Here is an 18627-nt window from a genome sequence, read left to right on the forward strand (position 1 = left end):
GCAGATCCTGTTGCCGGTCGCAGTCGGCAACGTCCCTATCACGGCGCGCGCCCGTGCCCTACCCCTCCGCGGGTGCCTCGCCGAACACCTCGGCTGCGATCTTGCTGGTCTCGATCGCGGCTGGAATGCCGCAATACATCGCGACCAGCAGCAGCACGTCCTGCACCTGCGCGGCGGTGCAGCCATTGGCCAGCGCGCCCTTGGCATGGACGCGGAACTCGGTCGGCTTGCTGCTCGCCGCGGTGATGCCGAGCATCACGAGGCTGCGGACCTGGTCGGACAGCCCGCTGCGCTCCCAGACGTCCCCGTAGACGTAGGCATTGATGATGTTTTGCAGCGGCGTGCCAAAATCGCCCGCGGCCGCCATCCGCTTGGCGACATCGACCTCGCCGAACATCTTCTGCCGCCGGCGCAGCCCGCGGGCATGGAGATCGCTGGTGTCCACCATCGTCGTCTGGCTCCCCTGTATGGACTATTTATACGGATAAATATGTCGCACCTCAATATTCCGATAGGCTTGATGCTTGCCACTCTGATCCATTTGTCCGTATAAATTTGCCAAAAGCAGAGGCGGAGGGGACCGGGATGAAGTTACGGCTGGGGCTACTTGTCGTCCTGCTCGCTGCGCTTCCGGCTCTGCCGGCTTTCGCGGCGGACGATTTCCCGCAACGGCCAATCAAGATCATCGTGCCGTTTCCGGCCGGCGCCGGCCCCGACAATGTCGCGCGGCTGGTCGGCCAGCATCTGCAGGACGCGTTCGGCCAGACCGTGCTGATCGAGAATCGCGCCGGCGCGCTCGGCAGCATCGGCGCCCAGGAAGTCGCCCGCAGCGCGCCCGACGGCTACACGCTGTTGATGGGCACCAACACCACCCATGCCAGCAACGTCGCAACGCTCAAGAGCCTGCCCTACGACCCGGTGAAGGATTTCGCGCCGGTGATCCGCACCACCACCACGGCAATGGTGCTGCTGGTCAACCCGAAGCTCGCGGCCACCGACCTGCCGCAGTTCCTCAGCTACGCCAAGGCCACCCCCAATCTGACCGCGGGCTACGGCTCCGGCGCGTCGCAGATCTCGATCGCGCAGCTGCAATCGCGCGGCGGCCTGTCGCTGATCGCAGCCTCCTATCGCGGCGTGCCGCAGGCGATGACCGACGTGATGGCCGGCGTCATCGACCTGACCTTCGGCGATTTCTCGGTCGCGATCCCGCAAATGCAGGGCGGCACCTTGCGTGGGATCGCCGTGACGTCAGCGACCCGCAACGAGCTGACGCCCGGCCTGCCCGCACTCTCGGAAGCGATGCCCGGCTTCGAGGCCACCATCTGGTACGGGCTGTTCGCGCCCGCCGGCACGCCGGAACCGGTGGTCAACAAGATCTACGCCGAGTGCGCAAAGTACCTCGCGATGCCGGAGACCAGGAAGAAGCTCGCCGATGTCGGCGTGATGGTGGCGCCGCTGGCGCCGGCCGAGTTCGGCGCCTTCGTCAAGAGCGAGGTCGTGCGCTGGTCGGCGGAGGTGAAGGCGGCCGGCATCCAGCCGCAATAGACCAGAGCTCCGTCGCACCATGGCTCGCGAGACACCTGTCGGCATGATTGGCCTGGGCCTGATGGGATCGGCGCTTTCCGCGCGGCTGATCGACGCCGACGTCGGGGTGATCGGCTTCGACATCGATGCCGCGAAGAAGGACGGCCTGAGAGCCAGCGGCGCCGAGTTCGCGGCCTTCGCCGCCGACGTGGCGGCGCGCTGCCGGACCATCGTGATTGCCGTCTACGACGCAGCCCAGGTCACGGGTTTGCTGCCGGATATTGCGAACGCCGAGCTGCCGCCGCTCGTCATCTGCACCACCACCTGCGCACCAGGCGAGATCACGGCGGTCGCCGAGATCGCCGTGCGCTCACGGCTTGCCTTCATCGAAGCGCCGATCTCCGGCACCAGCGCCGAGGTCCGCGCGGGCACGGCCACCGCGCTGGTCGCCGGCGATCGCGACGTGATCGCCGCCGCCGCGACGACGCTCGACATCCTCTGCCCGCAGCGGATCCATGTCGGCGCAATCGGCAATGCGAGCCGCACCAAGCTTGCCATCAACCTGATCCTCCAGAACAACCGCGCCGCGCTGGCCGAAGGCATCGCCTTTGCCGAGAGCCTCGGCCTCGACGGCGCGAGCTTCCTTGCGACCGCACGGCAATCGGCGGCATATTCCAGAGTGATGGACGGCAAGGGACCGAAGATGCTGGCGCGCGATTTCGCGCCGCAATCGCATATCGCGCAGACCCTGAAGGACGCCGAGCTGATCCTGCAGGAGGCCGGCCGGCACGGCCTGCCTCTGCCGCTGACCTCGGTGCAGGCCGGGCTGCTGCGTGCGGCGATCGCACTGCACGGCCCGGACTGCGACAGCGCCGCAGTGATCGAGGCGATCCGGGCCGGACGCGATCAGGACAAGGAACACTCATGATCAACTGCGCGATCGCGGGCCTCGGCCGCTGGGGCCGCGCACTGGTCGAGGCTACGCGGAGCGAGCCGCGGCTCAGGATCGTCCGCGCGGTGGAACCCGACATGAGCAGCGCCGAGAGCTTTTGCGCGGCGCATGGTCTGTCGCCCGCGCCCAGCCTCGAGGCCGTGCTGGCCGAGCCCGGCATCGATGCCGTGCTGCTGGCAACGCCGCATTCGCTGCACAGGAACCAGGTGATCGCCGCCGCCGCGGCCGGTAAGCAGGTATTTTGCGAGAAGCCGCTGGCGCTCAAGCGCGACGATGCGGCCGAGATGTTCGCAGCCTGCCGCAACGCCGGCGTGACGCTCGCGGTCGGGCATAACCGGCGCTTCTGGCCGTCGATGCAGGCGCTGCGCGCGATTGTCGCAAGCGACGAGCTTGGCACGATCCTGCATGTCGAGGGCCACAACAGCAACGAGAACTCGCAAGGCATCACGCAGGGCTGGCGGCTGTCGCCGGAGGAGTCGCCCGGCGGCGGGCTGACCGGCGCGGGACTGCATGTGCTCGACAGCTTCGTCAGCCTCCTTGGTCCTGCCCGACAGGTTTATGCACGGTTGAGTGAACGCGAGGCCGGACCGCCGCCGCTCGACACTGCAACTTTAGCGATTGAATTTGTGAATGGCGTGAGTGCAACCCTTGCTACAGTCCGCGCAACACCGTTCTATTGGCGCGTGCATGTGTTCGGGACGAAGGGATCCGCAGAGGTGCTCGACGAAGGGACGATGGTGCTACGGAAATCCGGCGAGGCGGCTGCGACGACGCGCTATCCGGCGGTCAACACGCTCACCGCGGAACTTGCGGCCTTTGCCGACGCGGTCGAACGCAGACAGCCGTTCCCCGTGCCCGAAGCAGATGTGCTGGCGACGCTCTCCGCGTTCGAAGCCGCGTTGCAGTCGATGCAGTCTGGACATCCGGTTGCCTGCCATATGGCATACCAGTGATCCGCCATGTCTGAACAACCGGAGAGGGCGAGATCGTCCCGCTACCGCGACATCGCCACCGGGCTGCAGAAGGACATCCGTCTCGGCACTTACGCGGTCGGCAATCTGCTGCCGACCGAAACCGAGTTGATGGCGAGCTATCAGGCGAGCCGCCAGACCGTGCGCGAGGCGCTGCGCATCCTGATCGACCAGGGCCTGATCGTGCGCCGCGCCGGCCTCGGTTCGGTGGTGATCGCCTCCGAACCGCCGGTGCTGTTCACCCACAGCGTCAAGTCGCTCGGCGAGTGGCTGCGCTATTCCAATGAGACCTACCGCGACGTGGTTGGCAGCAGCGACATCGTCGCCGACCGCAAGCTGGCTGCGCTCCTGAAATGCGAGCCCGGCAAGAGCTGGTTCCTGATCGAGGCCGTGCGCCGCTCCGACCAGTTCGCCGCTCCGCTCGGCTGGACCGAGATCTACGTGTTGCGCCGGTTCGCCGATGTCGTGACCCGCAGCGACCACGGCCGCACCCCGGTGCACGAGCAGATCGCCAAGATGTACGGCCAGGTCACCGAGCGCGCACAGATGGAAATCTTCGTGCGCGGCATGCCGGCGCCGATCGCCAAGGCCCTCGGCGTTAAGACCGGATCGCCGGCGCTCACCGTGGTACGCCGCTACTACGGCCTGCGCGAGGAACTGTTCGAGGTCACCATCACCACGCACCCGGAAGGGCGCTACACCTACACGATGGATATGCAGCGCTCGCTGCGGCCGAAGCTCTAGATTCTAGTTTTGACGCGTTTTCTTCACGCGAACCGGTGTCCACTTCGCTCGAAAACGCTCTGGCTTTTGTGGAGACGCGTTGTCTTGACGCGAGCCGGAAGCCGCTTCGCTTGAAATCGCGCTAGCGCGCCCGGGCCAGATGCGTGCTGCTGGCAGAGGTATGTGCCATCTGCGGGGTGCCGCTCACACCCCAGACCACGACCGCGATCAGCGCGGCCGCCCAGACATATGGCACAGCATTCAGCTTCTTCATTTCCGAGATCATCCCCAACGTCTCAGGAGCACAGATGAATCTTACGACCTTAATCGCCAGCGTCTCACCAGGCACCCGTCCTTCACAACGCTACTAAGGTTAGACCTTGTCGGTTTCAGGACGTCTTCGTGCGAATCCGGAAATGATTTCGTGGGAACCGGGCCCTCTCATCCGAATTGATGAGACCGAGGTCTCGACGGCTTCGGCGCTCGCTACAAGGCCGGAGAATTTCCTGCTTAAATTTGAGTCAGATGCACAACAAACGTTCCAAAGACCGCCCGCTGAATTCTTTTTGATTGTCCGCCGGACTCCGGCCGTGGCATCAGGGCCTGTGACACTGCGATGACAAGGGTTCTCCCGTGACTGCCCAACCGGCCAAACCGCACGGCGGCTCCCGCCGCCACTCCAAGGAAACCCAGGACGAGGTCGCGCGGTCGCTGGAACGGGAGCTGCAGTTCCTGGCGGAAGAGCGCCAGGAGCGCGCCCTCCGGCTCGGCCTCGACTTCGCAGCCAAGACGCCGAAGACCGACCACTAGGCGCGCTGCCGCGACTTGCTTCGCGGACGCTGCACCGGCGCGGCCGCAAATTCCGATTCAACTGTCAAGCAGCTTGTCCGGTGTCATCACCCGCGCATACGGGTGATCAAGTGTGTGAGGCACAGCTCCACCACGTCGTCCTGGCGAAAGCCAGGACCCATAACCACCGCATTCCGTGATGAACGGGATCGCGGCCCCAGCACGCACAACAATTGAGATTCGGGGTAATAGGTCCTGGCTTTCGCCAGGACGACACCGATTGTGTGGCACGGCTGCATCCACAATCGTCGTCCCTGCGAAAGCAGGGACCCATAACCACAGGATCGTGTTGTTGAAGGGAGAGCCGTGGCCCCAGCGGCGCGCAACAATCACCCTCGGTGGTTATGGGTCCCGGCCCCGGTGCGCAATTGCGCACTAGGCCGGGACGACACTGAATTTATGGCGCTGCTTGTGGATCACGCTTCCGCGTTCTTGCGACATCCTTGTCCGAGTTTTGCATTTTGTTTCGCCCTCTCTCTTGAACAGAGGGCGCAGGAAAGCCGGGTGCGTGCACACATCACCGTCATTGCACCGTGCGCGCCGCCTCAAAATGACGAATCGCTATTGCCCGCCCTGCGCTTCGCCATCGACCTGCACATCATGGCCGAAGCGATCCTTGCCGCTGAGCCTGGCCTTGCCGCCGTCGAACGTGAGCAGCCATCTGCGGTCGGTATCGCCGCCGACCAGACGCAGATCGATCGCAAGCGTCTCAGCGGTCTGCCACGTCCCCTTCAGCGCCATCACGCCGAGTGGCGTTGGCTGGCCGAGACGGTAGGTGCCGTCGAGCCCGATCGGTCCCGCCAACTTGACTACCGGCCGCGCCGCATCCGGCGTCGCCGTTTCCAGCTCATAGTGCGGGGACGGATCGGTCAGATACAGCGTCAGCGCCCGCAGATTGAGGCCGTTGGCCCGGAAGCCCCATGTCTTGCCCGAGATGGCCGCCGCGGTCTCGGGCACAGCGCCGACCGCCGACGGCTTTTCCGTCGCGCTATCGCGCAGCGCCGCGGCAAGCTGATTGCCGCCGGCGGAGTTCACCGGCAGCGCCGTGTCGGACTTGACGGCGCCGGAAATGTCGTCGGCCATCCTGCCGAACGAGCAGTAGTCGCGTGCGGTCACGACCGTGACGATGTCGAGCGTGGGGAGGATCATGATCAGCTGGCAGCGGTCGCCGACCGCCATGAAGGCCTGCTGCTTCGGCATCACCCAGAAGAAATTGGCGTAGCGCAGGGATGGATCGAACGAGGCGTGCATGTCCGTCGTCGCGTGCCTGATGCGATCGACCCAGCCGGACGGCAGCAGCCGCTGCCCCTCCCATTCGCCGTCATGCAGATAGAGCAGCCCGATCTTGGCGGCGTCGCGCGGCGCGAGCAGGAGCCCGCCGCCGCCTTGCGTCAGTCCCGGCCCGATGCTGTGCCAGTACGGCGCGGCAATCCCCAGCGGGCGAAACAATTTCGTCACCGCATAGTCCCGCGCGCTCACGCCGGTGAGCTTGTCGATGATCGCAGCCAGCAGCTGCGGATTGCCGGTGTTGTAGTAGAACGCCTCGCCCGGCGCATTCGCCATCGGACGGTCCAGGATGAACTGGATCGCATCGGGGCTGCGCCCCCATTCGATCAGCGAGTCCGGCCTGCCGCCCTCGACGCCCTCCGTCCAGGCCATCCCCGAGGTCATGTCGAGCATGGTCTGGATCGTGATCGCCCGTTTGCGGTCATCGAGTTTGGCGATGGTGCGGTCGCCAAAGAAATCCACCATGCGATGGTCGAGGCTATCGAGCACCTTGTCCTTGAGCAGCATCGCGACCAGCGTGCCGGTCACCGCCTTGGTGGCGGAATTGATCAGATGCGGGATCTCCGGCGTGTACGGCGCGTAGTAAGCGTCGAGCACGATCCGGCCATGACGCGCAATCAGGAGACTATCGAAACTGTGAGCCGCGCCAAAGTTGACGAGCCGCGCCAGCGCAGCGGAATCCATCCCCTGCTCTTCCGGCGTCGAACTCTGCCACTGCCGGGTCGGCCACGCCCGATCGCCGGCCCCTTCTGCGCGGGCTGCGCCTGACAAGGCCGTGGCTGCGAGCAGCCCCCCGCTCAGGATCGATACGGCCAGTCGCTTGAGATGCATGGCATGCTCGGCCTCATTTCCGCCCACGACAATAAGCGCACTGGTATATGTTTCCAGTCGTTTTCAGAGCGCATTTCTTGCAATTCATTTCCGGTGAGGCGCTGTCATGACGCTGATCGATGGCTTGGGTTACCTGGCGTCGGCTCTTGTGTTGCTGACGTTCTGCATGAGCACGATGTTGAGCCTGCGCACCGTCGCGATATTCAGCAATCTGGCATTCATCAGCTATGGATTGGGCGACCGGATCTACCCGGTGCTCATCCTGCACATCATTCTGCTGCCGCTGAACGTGGTGTTGCTGTTCCAGATGGTTCGGCTGCTTCGGAAGGCCAGGCGCGCTGCAGCGACGGACCTTTCTCCGAGCTGGCTGCAACCGTTCATGCGACCGAAGCACATCAAGGTAGGAGAAACGATCTTCAGGAAAGGCGATGACGCCGACCTGCTCTACATGGTCGTATCGGGCGAGGTCAGGTTTCCCGAGATCGATCGCGAGGTCTCGGCGGGCGAGTTGTTCGGAGAGATTGGACTGTTCTCACTCGAGCGACGACGCACGCAGACTGCCCTGGCAGCGACCGATGTGGATTTGCTGTCGATCAGCGAGGGCGCACTGATGAAGCTGTGCGAACGCAATCCAGGACTGTCGCTGTATTTCCTGCGGCTGACGGCAACCCGGATGACGGAAAACGCAGCCCGCGCAATCGCGGTTGCCGCGGCAACGCCCAATCCGGCGTAAAGCGCCGGGGCACCGCGTCGTTTGCCAGTGTTACGGCGCGGACGACGCCGCCAGGCTCGGCAGCGGCGCGAACTGCATCTCTGCAACGGCCGAGCCGGCGTAAGCACTGGCGATCAGGATCATGACTCGAATGGCGACGAACATGGTGCCTCCTCAGTCTTCTTGTTGGTCTCTTGATGCCAGAGAGTTCTTTCCCGCCGGTGAGGAAAGCTGGTTGCCGCAACCTTGAAAGCATTGGTAAGCGAGCCGTTTACGCACGCTCCCGTTCATGAGTTGGGAACCGTATCGGCCGATCGGCCCGAGCGCTAAACGCGCGGTTCACCGCCGCCGGGCATTGTTCGCCTCAATCAAGAAGGCGCAATCACAATGCCGATTTTCAGGACGATCCTTGTTGTCGTATCGATTTTTCTTGCCGGTTTGTACGTCTACGATACCTGCCGCAGCGACTGGCTCACCATGCCGGCATCGGTGAACGATATCTTTGCGCGACGATGGCCGGAACCAGATGAATTTCGCGGCACGGCTCCCGCCGTCGCCACCCTCGCCGCCGCCGCGACGCCGGCCGCGCGCGTTAGGGAAACGTTTGCGATGTTCATCCCTAGGGACGCGCGACGCCACACGATGCAGCGCAGCCTTTAACGCTCCGATTCAGCCCAGAGATACGCCGGCCTTGGCGCGGCTGATCCCGAGCGTCAGGATGCGATTCAACAGAACCGGGTAGTCCAGTCCGTCATGCCCCGCGGCGGTCGCGAACTCCTGGCTCTTGGCGATTTCGGGGTTGGGATTGGCTTCAATGAAATACGGCACGCCATTGGTGGACAGGCGGAAGTCGATGCGCGCGTAGCCATCGAGCCCCAAGGTCCGGTAGATGCGCTTCGCCAGCCGTTGAATATGGGCTGATAGTTCCGGCGTCAGGTCCTCGGCCGGGCCATCCGCAATTCCGATGCGCTCCTGATAGCTGGTGTCGTGCTTGACCTTTTCGGTGGCGATCTGGCGCGCAGCGGGGCCACCCATGCTGCCGAACTTCAATTCCCAAACCGGCAGGACCCGCAGCCTGTTGTTGCCGATCACACCGACATAGAGTTCACGTCCCTCGATGAACTGCTCGGCGATCGCGGCCGTTCCGATCCGTTCGTGGATGAAGGCAACGCGCTCCGCGAGCTTCTCGTCGGTATCGACGATCGACGCCTGCGAGATACCGAGCGATCCATCGCTGCTCAGGCTCTTGACGATCAGCGGCAGCGCAAGCCGCGGCGGCCGCTTGACCTTGCGGCGCATCGGGAACACGGCGAAGGCCGGCACCGGGATACGGCGGTGATGCACCAGCGTCTTGGACAGATCCTTGCCGCGCGCCAGGATCAGGCCGCGCGGGTTGCACCCGGTATAGGGGATCTTCATCAGCTCGAGATAGCTCGCGATATGCTGGTCATACACGACGTCGTAGTGAAACTCCTCCAGCAGCGTGAACACCACGTGCGGCTTGAAGCCCTCGATCTCGTCGCGGACCGGCTTGATTTCCTCTTGCACGCCGAGCGGACGAACGTCGTGACCGGCCGCACGCAGGGTGCTCACCACGTCGTATTCGGTTTTCCACTCGTTGATTTCCCGCGCGGAGTATCCGTCGCTGGAGTCCGGCGGCACACAGTCCGGGTGCATCAGCACCAGAATGCGAAAGTGTTTCATAGCGCGATCCATTTCCGGCGCGACGGGCCGAACAGCGCGTGCATGGTCTTGGCTGTCAGCAGGATGGTGAAGTTGGTCACCAGCTTCTGCTCAGGGCCGACGGCACGCAGATTGAGCTCGCGGCAGCGCGAGATCATGTCGTCGAGCACGGCATCGAGCGTCAGCTGGTTCTCGCCGGTCCACCGCGCGACCAGCTGCCTGATCTGGGCGCGGTGCCGCCTGATGAAGACCGCGGCCGGCGGCTGCCGCCGATGCCGCGGATCGGCGGAGAACAGCTTCGACAGATCGCGGTCGTAGGTCTTCGGCGGCGTGAACGCATAGAACGCCTGCTTCTTCTTGTAGTGTTCGCCGAGCGTCTGTTTGAGCGTATGCAGCGGATCGACCCGCTCCCGCGTCGTGAGCAATGGCCGGTTGCCGGCGATCTCGCCCATCAACTCGTCGACATATTCGAGCTTCTTCAGCGCCGGCCAGCCGGCATACCGCGTCCGCCAGTTCGAGCGGGGCCGCAGCCACACCGCGAAGGTCTCGGCGAAATCCTCGTCGGGATGGCTCTGCGCGTACCACAGCCTGAGATGCTGGACATAATTGCGGCTGGCCGGATTGGGCCGGTAGTAGCGCGGATAATGTTGCGACGACGGGCCGAACAGCTGTTGCCAGCGCCGGCGGCGTTGCAACTGGTAGCCGTGCTGTATGGCATGCCCCGCCTCGTGGCGGAGAATGGCCATGCACTCGGACCACGAGGCGCCCTCGACGTCGAGCATCATCTTCTTCTCGAGCTTCATCAGGCGGGGATGGGCGAGATAGAACGGAATGGCGATACCGGGCACATCGGCCGGGCTGAACCATTCGCTCGAGATCCATGCGTGCGGCCGCAGCCGGATCCCCCGCTCTTCGAGCTCTTCGTAGAGCGTGCTGACACAATCCGCGAGCCAGGTGCCTTCGACCGCAACCCTCAGACTGCTGAGGCGCTGCTCGAGCAACTGCGCATCCGTGAGCTTCTCCCAGGCAAATTTGCGACGCGGCATAGGCTTCCAAAGTCAAAAACAAACCGGAATCGGGATGGTGTCATAGGTTGCCGCCGGCAACAACCGCTGGGCTTTTGCGCCAGGCTCCGGTCCGTGCCGCTATGTGCCAGCCCCGCCGCCGTGCTTCAGCCGCAGATCGGCAGGACGCCGAGAGCCCGGGCCATGGCCCAGATCGCCGCAGGGACAGCTTCGCGCCTTCTGCTATGATTGGGCCGTTTCCGGGCAAGGTTCTTTGAGGGGGCGACATGGATGATCGGCGGCGGCGGCTGCTATTTCACGGCATGGCTTTGTTCCTGATCGGGCTGTTGACCGGCCTCATCGAGCAGCACTTCAACAATGTGCGGATGGCGCTCGCAGCGCATCTCGAGGGCGTGATGAACGGTACGTTCCTGCTCGCGGTCGGCGCGATCTGGAGCGAGGTCAGGCTGTCGCCCCGCGCGAGCGTCGCAGCCTACTGGGCGCTGCTGTGCGGAACGTACGGCAACTGGGCCGTGACGACGCTCGCTGCCGTTCTCGGGACCGGCGCGCTGTCGCCGATCACGGCGGCCGGGCGTGGCGCCGCGCCGTGGCAGGAAACGCTGGTGACCATAGGATTCGTCTTGATCGGCCTTGCGATCATCGCAGCATCGATCTTGCTGTTGTGGGGGCTGCGCGGCAAGGCTGCGCTTTCCCGTGACGCGAGATAGCTTCTCCTGACTTCCCGTCGCTAGCGCTGGCCGTGATCTTGCGCGGCGCGTGCCGCGACCGCGGCGCGGCGTTTGAGGAACTCGCGCTCGCGCGCATTGCCGGCCAATGCGGCGGCGACCTCGAACGCGGTGTGCGCCTCCGCGAAGCGGTTCAGCCGGTGCAGCAGATCGCCGCGCACGCTCGGCAGCAGATGATAGGCTTTCAGCGCCGGCTCGTCCGCGAGGCCGTCGACGATTGCAAGCGCGGCCTGCGGCCCTTCGGCCATGCCGATCGCAACCGCGCGGTTGAGCTCGATCACCGGCGAATCCAGCAACGCGGCGAGATCGCCGTACAGCGCGGCGATGCGGCGCCAGTCGGTCGCCTCAGGCGTATCGGCCTCGGCATGGCAGGCGGCGATCGCGGCCTGCAGCGCGTAGAAGCCACCCGCGCCGCCGAGCTCGCGGGCGCGCGCCAGCGCCAGCTGCCCGCGGCGGATCTGCAGGCGATCCCACAGCGCGCGATTCTGATCCATCAGCAGGATCGGCTCGCCGGCCGCGTCGGTGCGCGCCGCCGTCCGCGAGGCGTTGAATTCCATCAGCGCCAGCAGGCCGTGCGCCTCCGGCTCGTGCGGCGCAATCGAGGTCAGCATACGGCCGATGCGCAGCGCCTCGCTGCAGAGCTGCGGCCGCAGCCATTCGTCGCCGCTCGCCGCGGTATAGCCCTCGTTGAAGATCAGGTAAGCAACCTCGAGCACGGAAGCGAGCCGCTCCGACAGCGCCTCGCAGCGCGGCGTCTCGTAGACCAGACCGGACTCCGACAGCGTGCGCTTGGCGCGCACGATGCGCTGGGCGATGGTCGCCTCCGCCTGCAGGAAGGCGCGCGCGATCTCCTCGGTGGTGAGGCCACAGATCATCCGAAGCGCCAGCGCGGCGCGGGCCTCGCGCGACAGCAGCGGATGGCAGGCGGTGAAGATCAGCCGCAGCAATTCATCGCCGATATCGTCGTCGAGCGCGGAATCGAAATCGGGCATGGTCTCCTGCTCCCGCACCAGATCATGCGCAAGCATGCCGTGCTTTTCGGTCCGCATGCGGTTGCGCCTGATATGATCGAGCGCGCGCCGCTTGGCGGTCGCCATCAGCCAGGCGCCCGGCTTCTCCGGCACGCCACTGAGCGGCCAGTGCTCGAGCGCCGCGATCAGCGCTTCCTGGGTCAGATCCTCGGCGAGCGGCACGTCGCGCAGCATCCGCGACAGGCTGGTGATCAGCCGCGGCTGCTCGATGCGCCACACCGCAAGGATCGTCGCCTGGATGTCGGCGGCCGTCATCGCCGCCGACCTGGATCGTTGTCTGGACGCGCGCTCTTCACGCGAACCGGAGGCCGCCTCGCGTGAACGCGCCCTGTCCGCGGCGCATCAAGCGATGGCGGAGACATCGACCTGGCAGGCGCCGTCGACGCCCGGGGTGGCGAAGGGGCGCACCTCGCAGGTGCCGTCCCAACCAGGCATGTGCTCCTTGTGCAGCTGCATGAACTCCACGGCGGCCGCCACCGCCTCTTCCTTGTTGCGGAGCTCGAAGATCGCGTAGCCGCCGATCATCTCCTTGGCCTCGACGAACGGGCCGTCGATGACGTTGAGCTTGCCGTCGGTGATGCGGACCTGGGCCCCCATCGCGACCGGCAGCAGCCCACCGGTGTCGATCATGCGGCCGGCCTTGATCTCCCGCTCGGCGAGCTTGCCCATCGCCTCCATCAGGGCCGGCGTCGGCGGGCGCGGGGGCTGGGCGGAGGTGACGATATACATGAACCGCATCGGAAATCTCCTGTTGGGCGAGAAGCGACGATAACCGCCGCAAAACCGGCTCGCTATGGGGGACGACGATCCGCGGCATGCCGGATCGACAGGGAAATGGGAATTATTTTTGGAGGTGCCAGCGAGAAGCAGATCGTACCGCCCCATCGTCGTCCCTGCGAAAGCAGGAACGACACGGAGTTTTGTTGCAGCGCCGCCTATTGCTCCCGCAGCATGATCAGCGGGTCGGCGCTGTCGGGGACGCGGCGCCACTGGGCGTTGTCGTCGGCCTCGAACTGCCAGGTCTCGCCCTTGGGCGACATCAGGATCATCTGGCCGTGGTCGAGCCGCCACAGCGTCGGGTTGAAGGCCGCGACCGCGGGATCGCATTTGCCTTTCAGGAACACCTGGAAATTGTCGTTGCCGGCGTCGGTATTGGTCAGCACCAGGGCGCAGATCGCCTGGCCGTTGCCGCGGACCATCGACCAGTCGCCGATCATCTGGTCCATCGACTTGGCGAGCGCGCGGGCAGCGGCGAGATTCTGCAGGATGTAGACGCCCTCGTTGGTGCGCATCCCCTCGAAGATGCCGGTCTCGACCTCGGTGAAATCGATCACCGCCTCGCCGGCCGCGTTGTGCAGTCGCACGATGTCGCCGAGGCCCTTGATGCTCCAGCCCGTGATGTCCTTGGTGAAGGGCAGTGCGGCGGCGCAGGCCGGCTCGAGCTCGAGCTTGAAACCTTGCGGCGTCGCATCGCTCTTCAGCGTCACGACGCAAGTCTTGCTGCGCTCGGTGGTGGCGAGCTCCCACTGCCCGATCATGTCCTTCTTCAACGTCGAGACGTCCTGCGCGGCTGCCGGACCGCACGCGGCCAGCAGCACAAGCAGCACGACGTTGAAGCGGGACAGCGGCATCAGCGGCCCTTCACCGGCGTTTCCGCAACCGGCGTCAGCGGCGGCTTGCCGGCGAACCAGTTTGTGATGTTGTCGACCACGAGCTGATCCATCGCATTGCGCGTGACCACCGAGGCCGAACCGATATGCGGCAGCAGCACGACGTTCTGCATCGCCTTCAATTCATCCGGCACGTTTGGCTCGGCAGCGAACACGTCGAGGCCGGCGGCGAGGATGGTGCCGGATTTCAGCGCTGCGACCAGCGCCGGCTCGTCGACCACGGAGCCGCGCGCGACATTGATCAGCACGCCGCGCGGGCCGAGCGCCTTCAGCACGTCGGCGTTGATCATCTTCGCTGTCGAGGCGCCGCCCGGCACGATGACGATCAGAGTATCGACCGCTTTCGCCATCTCGATCAGATCGGGATAGTGCTTGTAGGCGACGTCCTTGGACGGATTGCGCGAGTGATAGGACACCGGCACGCGCGAGGCCTCCAGCCTGCGCCCGATCGCCTGGCCGATGCGGCCCATGCCGACGATGCCGATCTTGCGATCGCGCAACGAGCCGACGCTGAGCGGATAATTCTGGGTCTGCCACAGGCCGGAGCGCACGTAGCGGTCGGCCTTGACGAATTCACGCAGCGTCGCGATCAGCAAACCCATCGCGACGTCGGCGACCTCCTCGGTCAGCACGTCGGGCGTGTTGGTGACCACGATATTGTGATCCCGCGCATAAGCGGAATCGACGTGGTCGTAGCCCACGCCGAAGCTGCCGACGATCTCGAGCTTCGGAAACATCGCCATCGCGGTCTTGTCGGTCGCCATCGTGTGATAGGTGACGGCGATGCCGCGGATCTTGGCCATCGTGTCGGGCGTCAGGCGCTCGAGGTCGCCGCGGCTCTCGGCCCGGTGCAGCACATACTGATCGGAAAAGCCGTTTTCGAGGATTGGCCGGATCGGTCCATAAACCAACAGATCGATCTTTTCGGAAGAAATCGGGGCCATCAATTGTCCTTTCCTAACGCGCTTTCATGCCAACGCCGCAACAGAAGGTGCGAAACTAGCGCCAGCACCCCATAGATGACAATCCCGGCCAGCGATAGCAGCAGAAGTGCTGCGAACATGCGGGGAATATTCAACCGGTAGCCTGATTCGGCGATCCGGAAGGCAAGGCCCGAGCCGGCGCCGGCGCTGCCCGCCGCGATCTCCGCGACCACGGCGCCGATCAGCGACAGCCCGCCGGCAATACGCAGGCCGCCGAGGATATAGGGCAGCGCCGCGGGCAGCTTCAGCAACAGCAGCGTCTGCAGTCTCGAGGCGCCATAAAGTTGAAACAATCCGGCGAGGTTGCGATCGACCGAGTTGAGGCCGAGCGTGGTGTTCGACAGCACCGGAAAGAACGCCACGATCCAGGCGCAAACGATCACCGCGGTCTGCTGCTGCAGATAGATCAGCAGCAGCGGCGCGATCGCGATCACGGGCGTGACCTGCAGCACCACGGCATAGGGAAACAGCGAATATTCCAGCCATTTCGACTGGTTGAACAGCAGCGCCAGCACGACGCCGCCGACCGCGGCGGCGACGAAGCCTTCGAGCGTGGTCAGCAGCGTGACGCCGAGCGATTGCGACAGCACCGGCCAGTCCGCAACCAGCGTCTTCAGCACCAAAAGCGGGCTCGGCAGTACATAGGGCTGGATGCCATAGGCGCGGACGATCGCTTCCCAGAGCACGAGACCCGCGGCGAACACCGCAAGCGGCAGCAGAAATCGGACGAGGTCCTGCGGAGATTTCATGCGCCCGCCTGCCCTGCATAGGACGGCGCCAGCGCATTGGAGACCTCGCGGCAGAAGGCGGCATATTCGGCCGAGGTGCGGAACTCCTCGCCGCGCGGCTCGGGCGAGGTGATGCGAAACTCGGCGCCGATCCGGCCCGGGCGCGCCGTCATCACGATCACGCGCTGCGAGAGATAGACCGACTCGAACACCGAGTGCGTCACGAAGATGACGGTCTTGTGCAAATTGCGCCACAGCGACAGCAGGTCGTTGTTGAGGCGAAAGCGCGTGATCTCGTCGAGCGCGGCGAACGGCTCATCCATCAGCAGGATATCGGGATCGGTGACCAGCGCGCGCGCCAGCGACACCCGCATCTTCATGCCGCCGGACAATTCGCGCGGATAGGCGGTCGCGAACTCCGCAAGCCCGACCTGCTCCAGCGCCGCCTCGATGCGCGCATCGGCGTCGATCGCCGGCGCACGAGCGAGCTTGAGCGGCAGGCGGACATTGTCGCGCACATTGGCCCACGGCATCAGCGTCGGCTCCTGAAATACGAAGCCTACTCTGTGGCTGCCGCGCTGCTCGGCGCCATGATGCGAGAGCTCGACCGTGCCGGCGCTCGGGGTAGCGAGGCCGGCAATGAGGCGCAGCGCGGTGGATTTGCCGCAGCCGGAGGGGCCGAGCAGCGAGACGAACTCGCCGCTGACGACATCGAGGTCGAGCGGCCCGAGCGCCATTACCCCGCTGTCATAAGTCTTTGTGACGCCGCGCAGGCGCACGGCCCATCCGGCATCAGGTCCAGACAACGCAGGCTCCGCCATCGTGCGTCCGCACCCGTCAGTTCTTCGGCCTGAGCTCGACGCCGACCGCCTTGTTGACGAAGCGCAGCGTGTAGCCTTGGCGATAGTCGATGGTGCCCTTGACCACGCCGGCGCGCACCATCTTGTCAAAGAAGCTCGCCATCCGCTCGTCGGTCATCGCGCCGATGCCGTTCTTGATGGACTCGCCGGAATCGACGATGCCGTGCTCGCGCATCTTGGCGACGCAATAGGCGAGCAGCTCGTCGTTCATGTCAGGATTGAGCTTCTTGATCATGGCATTGCCGGCCGAGTTGTCGCCGTAGACGTAAGTGTACCAGCCGACGATGGAGGCATCGACAAAGCGCTGCACCAGATCCGGCTTCTTGTCGACCAGGTCGCGGCGAGTCTCGATCAAGGTCGAGTAGGAGTTGAAGCCGTAATCGGCGAGCAGCAGCACGTTCGGCTTGAAGCCGGCAGCTTTCTCCACCGCAAAGGGCTCGGAGGTGACATAGCCCTGCATCGCGGTCTGCTTGTTCACGATGAAGGGCTGCGGGTTGAAGGTGTAGGGTTTCACCTTGTTCTCGTCGAAGCCGTATTCGGACTTCAGCCACTGGAAATAGCTGGTGATGCCTTCCTTCGAGATCAAAAGCGTCAGCGGCTTCAGATCCTCGATCTTGCCGACCTTGACTTCGGGATGGGTCAGGAAGACCTGCGGGTCCTTCTGGAACATCGCGGCGACGGCGACCAGCGGCACGTTGTTGGTGACGGCGTCGAAGGTCTGCAGCGAGTTCGCACTCATGAAGAAGTCGAGCTTGCCCGCGATCAGCAGCATGCGGTTGTTCTCGTTGGGACCGCCGGGCACGATTGACACGTCGAGGCCGTATTTCTTGTAGGTGCCGTCGGCGAGCGCCTGGAAGAACCCGCCATGCTCGCCCTCGGCGACCCAATTGGTGCCGAACGAGACCTTGTCCAAAGTCTTGTCCGAGCTCTGCGCCCGCGCCGGCAGGAGGCCTGCGGAAACGCCGAGGGTGACGGCCAGAAGAGCTGTGGTTAACGCTCGCGGCAAAAAGGCCGGGATCATGGTTGGACTCCGTCGATCATTATGGCCCATGATGGAAGGCGGGAAGACGTGGATCGCGCCCGGAGACGCGAACGCCTCACCGATGTTAAACAAACTAGCCTGCAAATCCATCCCATGAAACGCTTGTATTGAAACGACTGGCTTGATGACTTCTCAGCTTCCGCCCCGCGACTGGACCGCCATCCACTGGCCCGACCTCGCCAAGGACGCGGCCGCGCGATGGATCGCGGTGCTGCCGCTGGCCGCGACCGAGCAGCACGGGCCGCATCTGCCGCTCGGAACCGACGTCATGATTGGCGAGGCGTATCTGGCGCGGGTTCAGGAGCTGCTGCCGGCGGCCATCCCGGCGACGTTCCTGCCCCTGCAGCCGGTCGGCATCTCCACCGAGCACATCGATTTTCCGGGAACGCTGATCCTGCCTACCAGGGTGGCGCTGAACAGCTGGATGGCGCTCGGCGAGAGCGTGGCGCGCGCCGGGATCAGGAAGCTCGTGATGGTGACGAGCCATGGCGGCAATTCCGCCGCGATGCAGCTCGTGGCGCAGGACCTGCGCGCGCAACACAAGATGCTGGTGGTGACCACGAGCTGGTCGCGCTTCGGCACGCCCGATGGGCTGTTCGATGCCGACGAATTGCGCCACGGCATCCATGGCGGCGCGGTCGAGACCTCCATCATGCTGGCGAAATATCCGCAAGCCGTGCGCAAGGATGCGATCGCGGACTTCAAGCCCGCGAGCGTGCAGATCGAGAAGGACCACCGCTTTCTGTCGACCCAGCGGCCGGCGCCGTTCGCCTGGCAGGCGCAGGACCTCAATCCGAGCGGCGCGATCGGCGATGCGACCAAGGCCGCGGCCGAGAAGGGCGAGCAGCTGATCGAGCACGGCGCGCGCGCGTTCTGCGAGCTGCTCGCCGACGTCGACAGGTTCGATCCGGGCGTCTTTCGGGGCAACTGATCGGGAATTCCTTTGTGCTGGCGCACGATGGGATGAGGTCGAATAGCAGCGGCGAAGGCTGTGCGCTCCCTCTCCCGCTTGCGGGGGAGGGCTGGGGTGG

21 protein-coding genes are annotated in these 18627 nt (G+C 64.9%); 9 read left to right on the forward strand and 12 right to left on the reverse strand.

Features of this window, described 5'->3' with window-relative positions; translation table 11 throughout:
* Positions 1 to 58: 58 nt before the first annotated feature.
* Positions 59 to 448 carry a carboxymuconolactone decarboxylase family protein gene (locus Q0030_RS26390; RefSeq protein ID WP_298373601.1) on the reverse strand — a complete coding sequence of 130 codons (390 nt, stop codon included), beginning with the start codon at positions 446 to 448 and terminating at the stop codon, positions 59 to 61.
* Positions 449 to 585: 137 nt separating this feature from the next.
* On the opposite strand from Q0030_RS26390, the gene Q0030_RS26395 reads away from it, so the two are divergent.
* From Q0030_RS26395 to Q0030_RS26410, 4 genes are read left to right on the forward strand one after another with little or no spacing between them, the layout of a single operon-like run.
* Positions 586 to 1545, forward strand: a complete 960-nt coding sequence (locus Q0030_RS26395) for a tripartite tricarboxylate transporter substrate-binding protein (protein WP_298373604.1) — start codon at positions 586 to 588, stop codon at positions 1543 to 1545.
* Positions 1546 to 1564: 19 nt separating this feature from the next.
* Complete coding sequence (locus Q0030_RS26400; protein WP_298373607.1) at positions 1565 to 2452, forward strand: NAD(P)-dependent oxidoreductase; 888 nt, start codon at positions 1565 to 1567, stop codon at positions 2450 to 2452.
* A complete protein-coding gene (locus Q0030_RS26405; protein ID WP_298373609.1) occupies positions 2449 to 3429 on the forward strand; it encodes a Gfo/Idh/MocA family oxidoreductase in 981 nt (326 codons plus the stop codon). The genes Q0030_RS26400 and Q0030_RS26405 overlap by 4 nt, the downstream gene beginning before the upstream one ends.
* Positions 3430 to 3435: 6 nt before the next feature.
* Entirely contained in the window at positions 3436 to 4191 is a 756-nt protein-coding gene (locus tag Q0030_RS26410; protein WP_298373612.1) for a GntR family transcriptional regulator, read from the forward strand.
* 121 nt (positions 4192 to 4312) lie between these two features.
* Here Q0030_RS26410 and Q0030_RS26415 read toward each other — a convergent pair whose 3' ends face one another.
* Positions 4313 to 4444 (reverse strand): hypothetical protein, encoded by a 132-nt coding sequence (locus tag Q0030_RS26415; protein ID WP_298373615.1) that lies wholly within the window; start codon positions 4442 to 4444, stop codon positions 4313 to 4315.
* 359 nt (positions 4445 to 4803) lie between these two features.
* On the opposite strand from Q0030_RS26415, the gene Q0030_RS26420 reads away from it, so the two are divergent.
* The gene (locus Q0030_RS26420) at positions 4804 to 4980 is read left to right on the forward strand and encodes a hypothetical protein (protein WP_298373618.1); all 177 of its coding nucleotides are present in this window, start codon (positions 4804 to 4806) and stop codon (positions 4978 to 4980) included.
* Between the two features lie 600 nt (positions 4981 to 5580).
* Here Q0030_RS26420 and Q0030_RS26425 read toward each other — a convergent pair.
* Complete coding sequence (locus tag Q0030_RS26425) at positions 5581 to 7137, reverse strand: serine hydrolase (protein WP_298373620.1); 1557 nt, start codon at positions 7135 to 7137, stop codon at positions 5581 to 5583.
* Positions 7138 to 7243: 106 nt separating this feature from the next.
* Between Q0030_RS26425 and Q0030_RS26430 the strand changes: the two genes are divergently transcribed.
* Both Q0030_RS26430 and Q0030_RS26435 read left to right on the forward strand, forming a co-directional pair.
* Positions 7244 to 7870 (forward strand): cyclic nucleotide-binding domain-containing protein, encoded by a 627-nt coding sequence (locus Q0030_RS26430; protein WP_298373623.1) that lies wholly within the window; start codon positions 7244 to 7246, stop codon positions 7868 to 7870.
* A 366-nt stretch (positions 7871 to 8236) separates the two neighbouring features.
* On the forward strand, positions 8237 to 8509 hold the full coding sequence (locus tag Q0030_RS26435) for a hypothetical protein (RefSeq protein ID WP_298373625.1): 273 nt from the start codon (positions 8237 to 8239) through the stop codon (positions 8507 to 8509).
* A gap of 9 nt (positions 8510 to 8518) precedes the next feature.
* On the opposite strand, the gene Q0030_RS26440 is transcribed toward Q0030_RS26435, so the two are convergent.
* Positions 8519 to 9553: an ATP-grasp domain-containing protein gene (locus Q0030_RS26440; protein ID WP_298373628.1), complete on the reverse strand. Its 1035-nt coding sequence runs from the start codon at positions 9551 to 9553 to the stop codon at positions 8519 to 8521.
* Positions 9550 to 10578: a putative zinc-binding metallopeptidase gene (locus Q0030_RS26445; RefSeq protein WP_298373631.1), complete on the reverse strand. Its 1029-nt coding sequence runs from the start codon at positions 10576 to 10578 to the stop codon at positions 9550 to 9552. The genes Q0030_RS26440 and Q0030_RS26445 overlap by 4 nt, the downstream gene beginning before the upstream one ends.
* A gap of 245 nt (positions 10579 to 10823) precedes the next feature.
* Here Q0030_RS26445 and Q0030_RS26450 point away from each other — a divergent pair, with 245 nt between their 5' ends.
* Positions 10824 to 11264: a hydrogenase gene (locus tag Q0030_RS26450; protein ID WP_298373633.1), complete on the forward strand. Its 441-nt coding sequence runs from the start codon at positions 10824 to 10826 to the stop codon at positions 11262 to 11264.
* Between the two features lie 20 nt (positions 11265 to 11284).
* Here Q0030_RS26450 and Q0030_RS26455 read toward each other — a convergent pair whose 3' ends face one another.
* The 7 genes from Q0030_RS26455 to Q0030_RS26485 all read right to left on the reverse strand — a co-directional run bounded on the left by Q0030_RS26455 (position 11285) and on the right by Q0030_RS26485 (position 17575).
* Positions 11285 to 12568 carry an RNA polymerase sigma factor gene (locus Q0030_RS26455; protein WP_298373635.1) on the reverse strand — a complete coding sequence of 428 codons (1284 nt, stop codon included), beginning with the start codon at positions 12566 to 12568 and terminating at the stop codon, positions 11285 to 11287.
* Positions 12569 to 12655: 87 nt separating this feature from the next.
* Positions 12656 to 13051 carry a YciI family protein gene (locus Q0030_RS26460; protein ID WP_097670979.1) on the reverse strand — a complete coding sequence of 132 codons (396 nt, stop codon included), beginning with the start codon at positions 13049 to 13051 and terminating at the stop codon, positions 12656 to 12658.
* A gap of 197 nt (positions 13052 to 13248) precedes the next feature.
* Entirely contained in the window at positions 13249 to 13944 is a 696-nt protein-coding gene (locus tag Q0030_RS26465; protein ID WP_298373643.1) for an AprI/Inh family metalloprotease inhibitor, read from the reverse strand.
* Positions 13944 to 14927, reverse strand: a complete 984-nt coding sequence (locus tag Q0030_RS26470) for a 2-hydroxyacid dehydrogenase (RefSeq protein WP_298373646.1) — start codon at positions 14925 to 14927, stop codon at positions 13944 to 13946. The genes Q0030_RS26465 and Q0030_RS26470 overlap by 1 nt, the downstream gene beginning before the upstream one ends.
* Positions 14927 to 15715, reverse strand: coding sequence for an ABC transporter permease (locus Q0030_RS26475; RefSeq protein ID WP_298373649.1), 789 nt, complete (start codon positions 15713 to 15715; stop codon positions 14927 to 14929). Before Q0030_RS26475 ends, Q0030_RS26470 begins: the two co-directional genes overlap by 1 nt.
* On the reverse strand, positions 15712 to 16515 hold the full coding sequence (locus tag Q0030_RS26480) for an ABC transporter ATP-binding protein (RefSeq protein WP_298373652.1): 804 nt from the start codon (positions 16513 to 16515) through the stop codon (positions 15712 to 15714). The genes Q0030_RS26475 and Q0030_RS26480 overlap by 4 nt, the downstream gene beginning before the upstream one ends.
* A 16-nt stretch (positions 16516 to 16531) precedes the next feature.
* Complete coding sequence (locus tag Q0030_RS26485; protein WP_298373655.1) at positions 16532 to 17575, reverse strand: ABC transporter substrate-binding protein; 1044 nt, start codon at positions 17573 to 17575, stop codon at positions 16532 to 16534.
* Positions 17576 to 17720: 145 nt separating this feature from the next.
* Here Q0030_RS26485 and Q0030_RS26490 point away from each other — a divergent pair, with 145 nt between their 5' ends.
* Complete coding sequence (locus tag Q0030_RS26490; RefSeq protein WP_298373658.1) at positions 17721 to 18527, forward strand: creatininase family protein; 807 nt, start codon at positions 17721 to 17723, stop codon at positions 18525 to 18527.
* Positions 18528 to 18627: the final 100 nt, after the last annotated feature.

Origin of the sequence: uncultured Bradyrhizobium sp. (genome assembly GCF_947648125.1) — a bacterium.
Classification (GTDB): Bacteria; Pseudomonadota; Alphaproteobacteria; order Rhizobiales; family Xanthobacteraceae; genus Bradyrhizobium.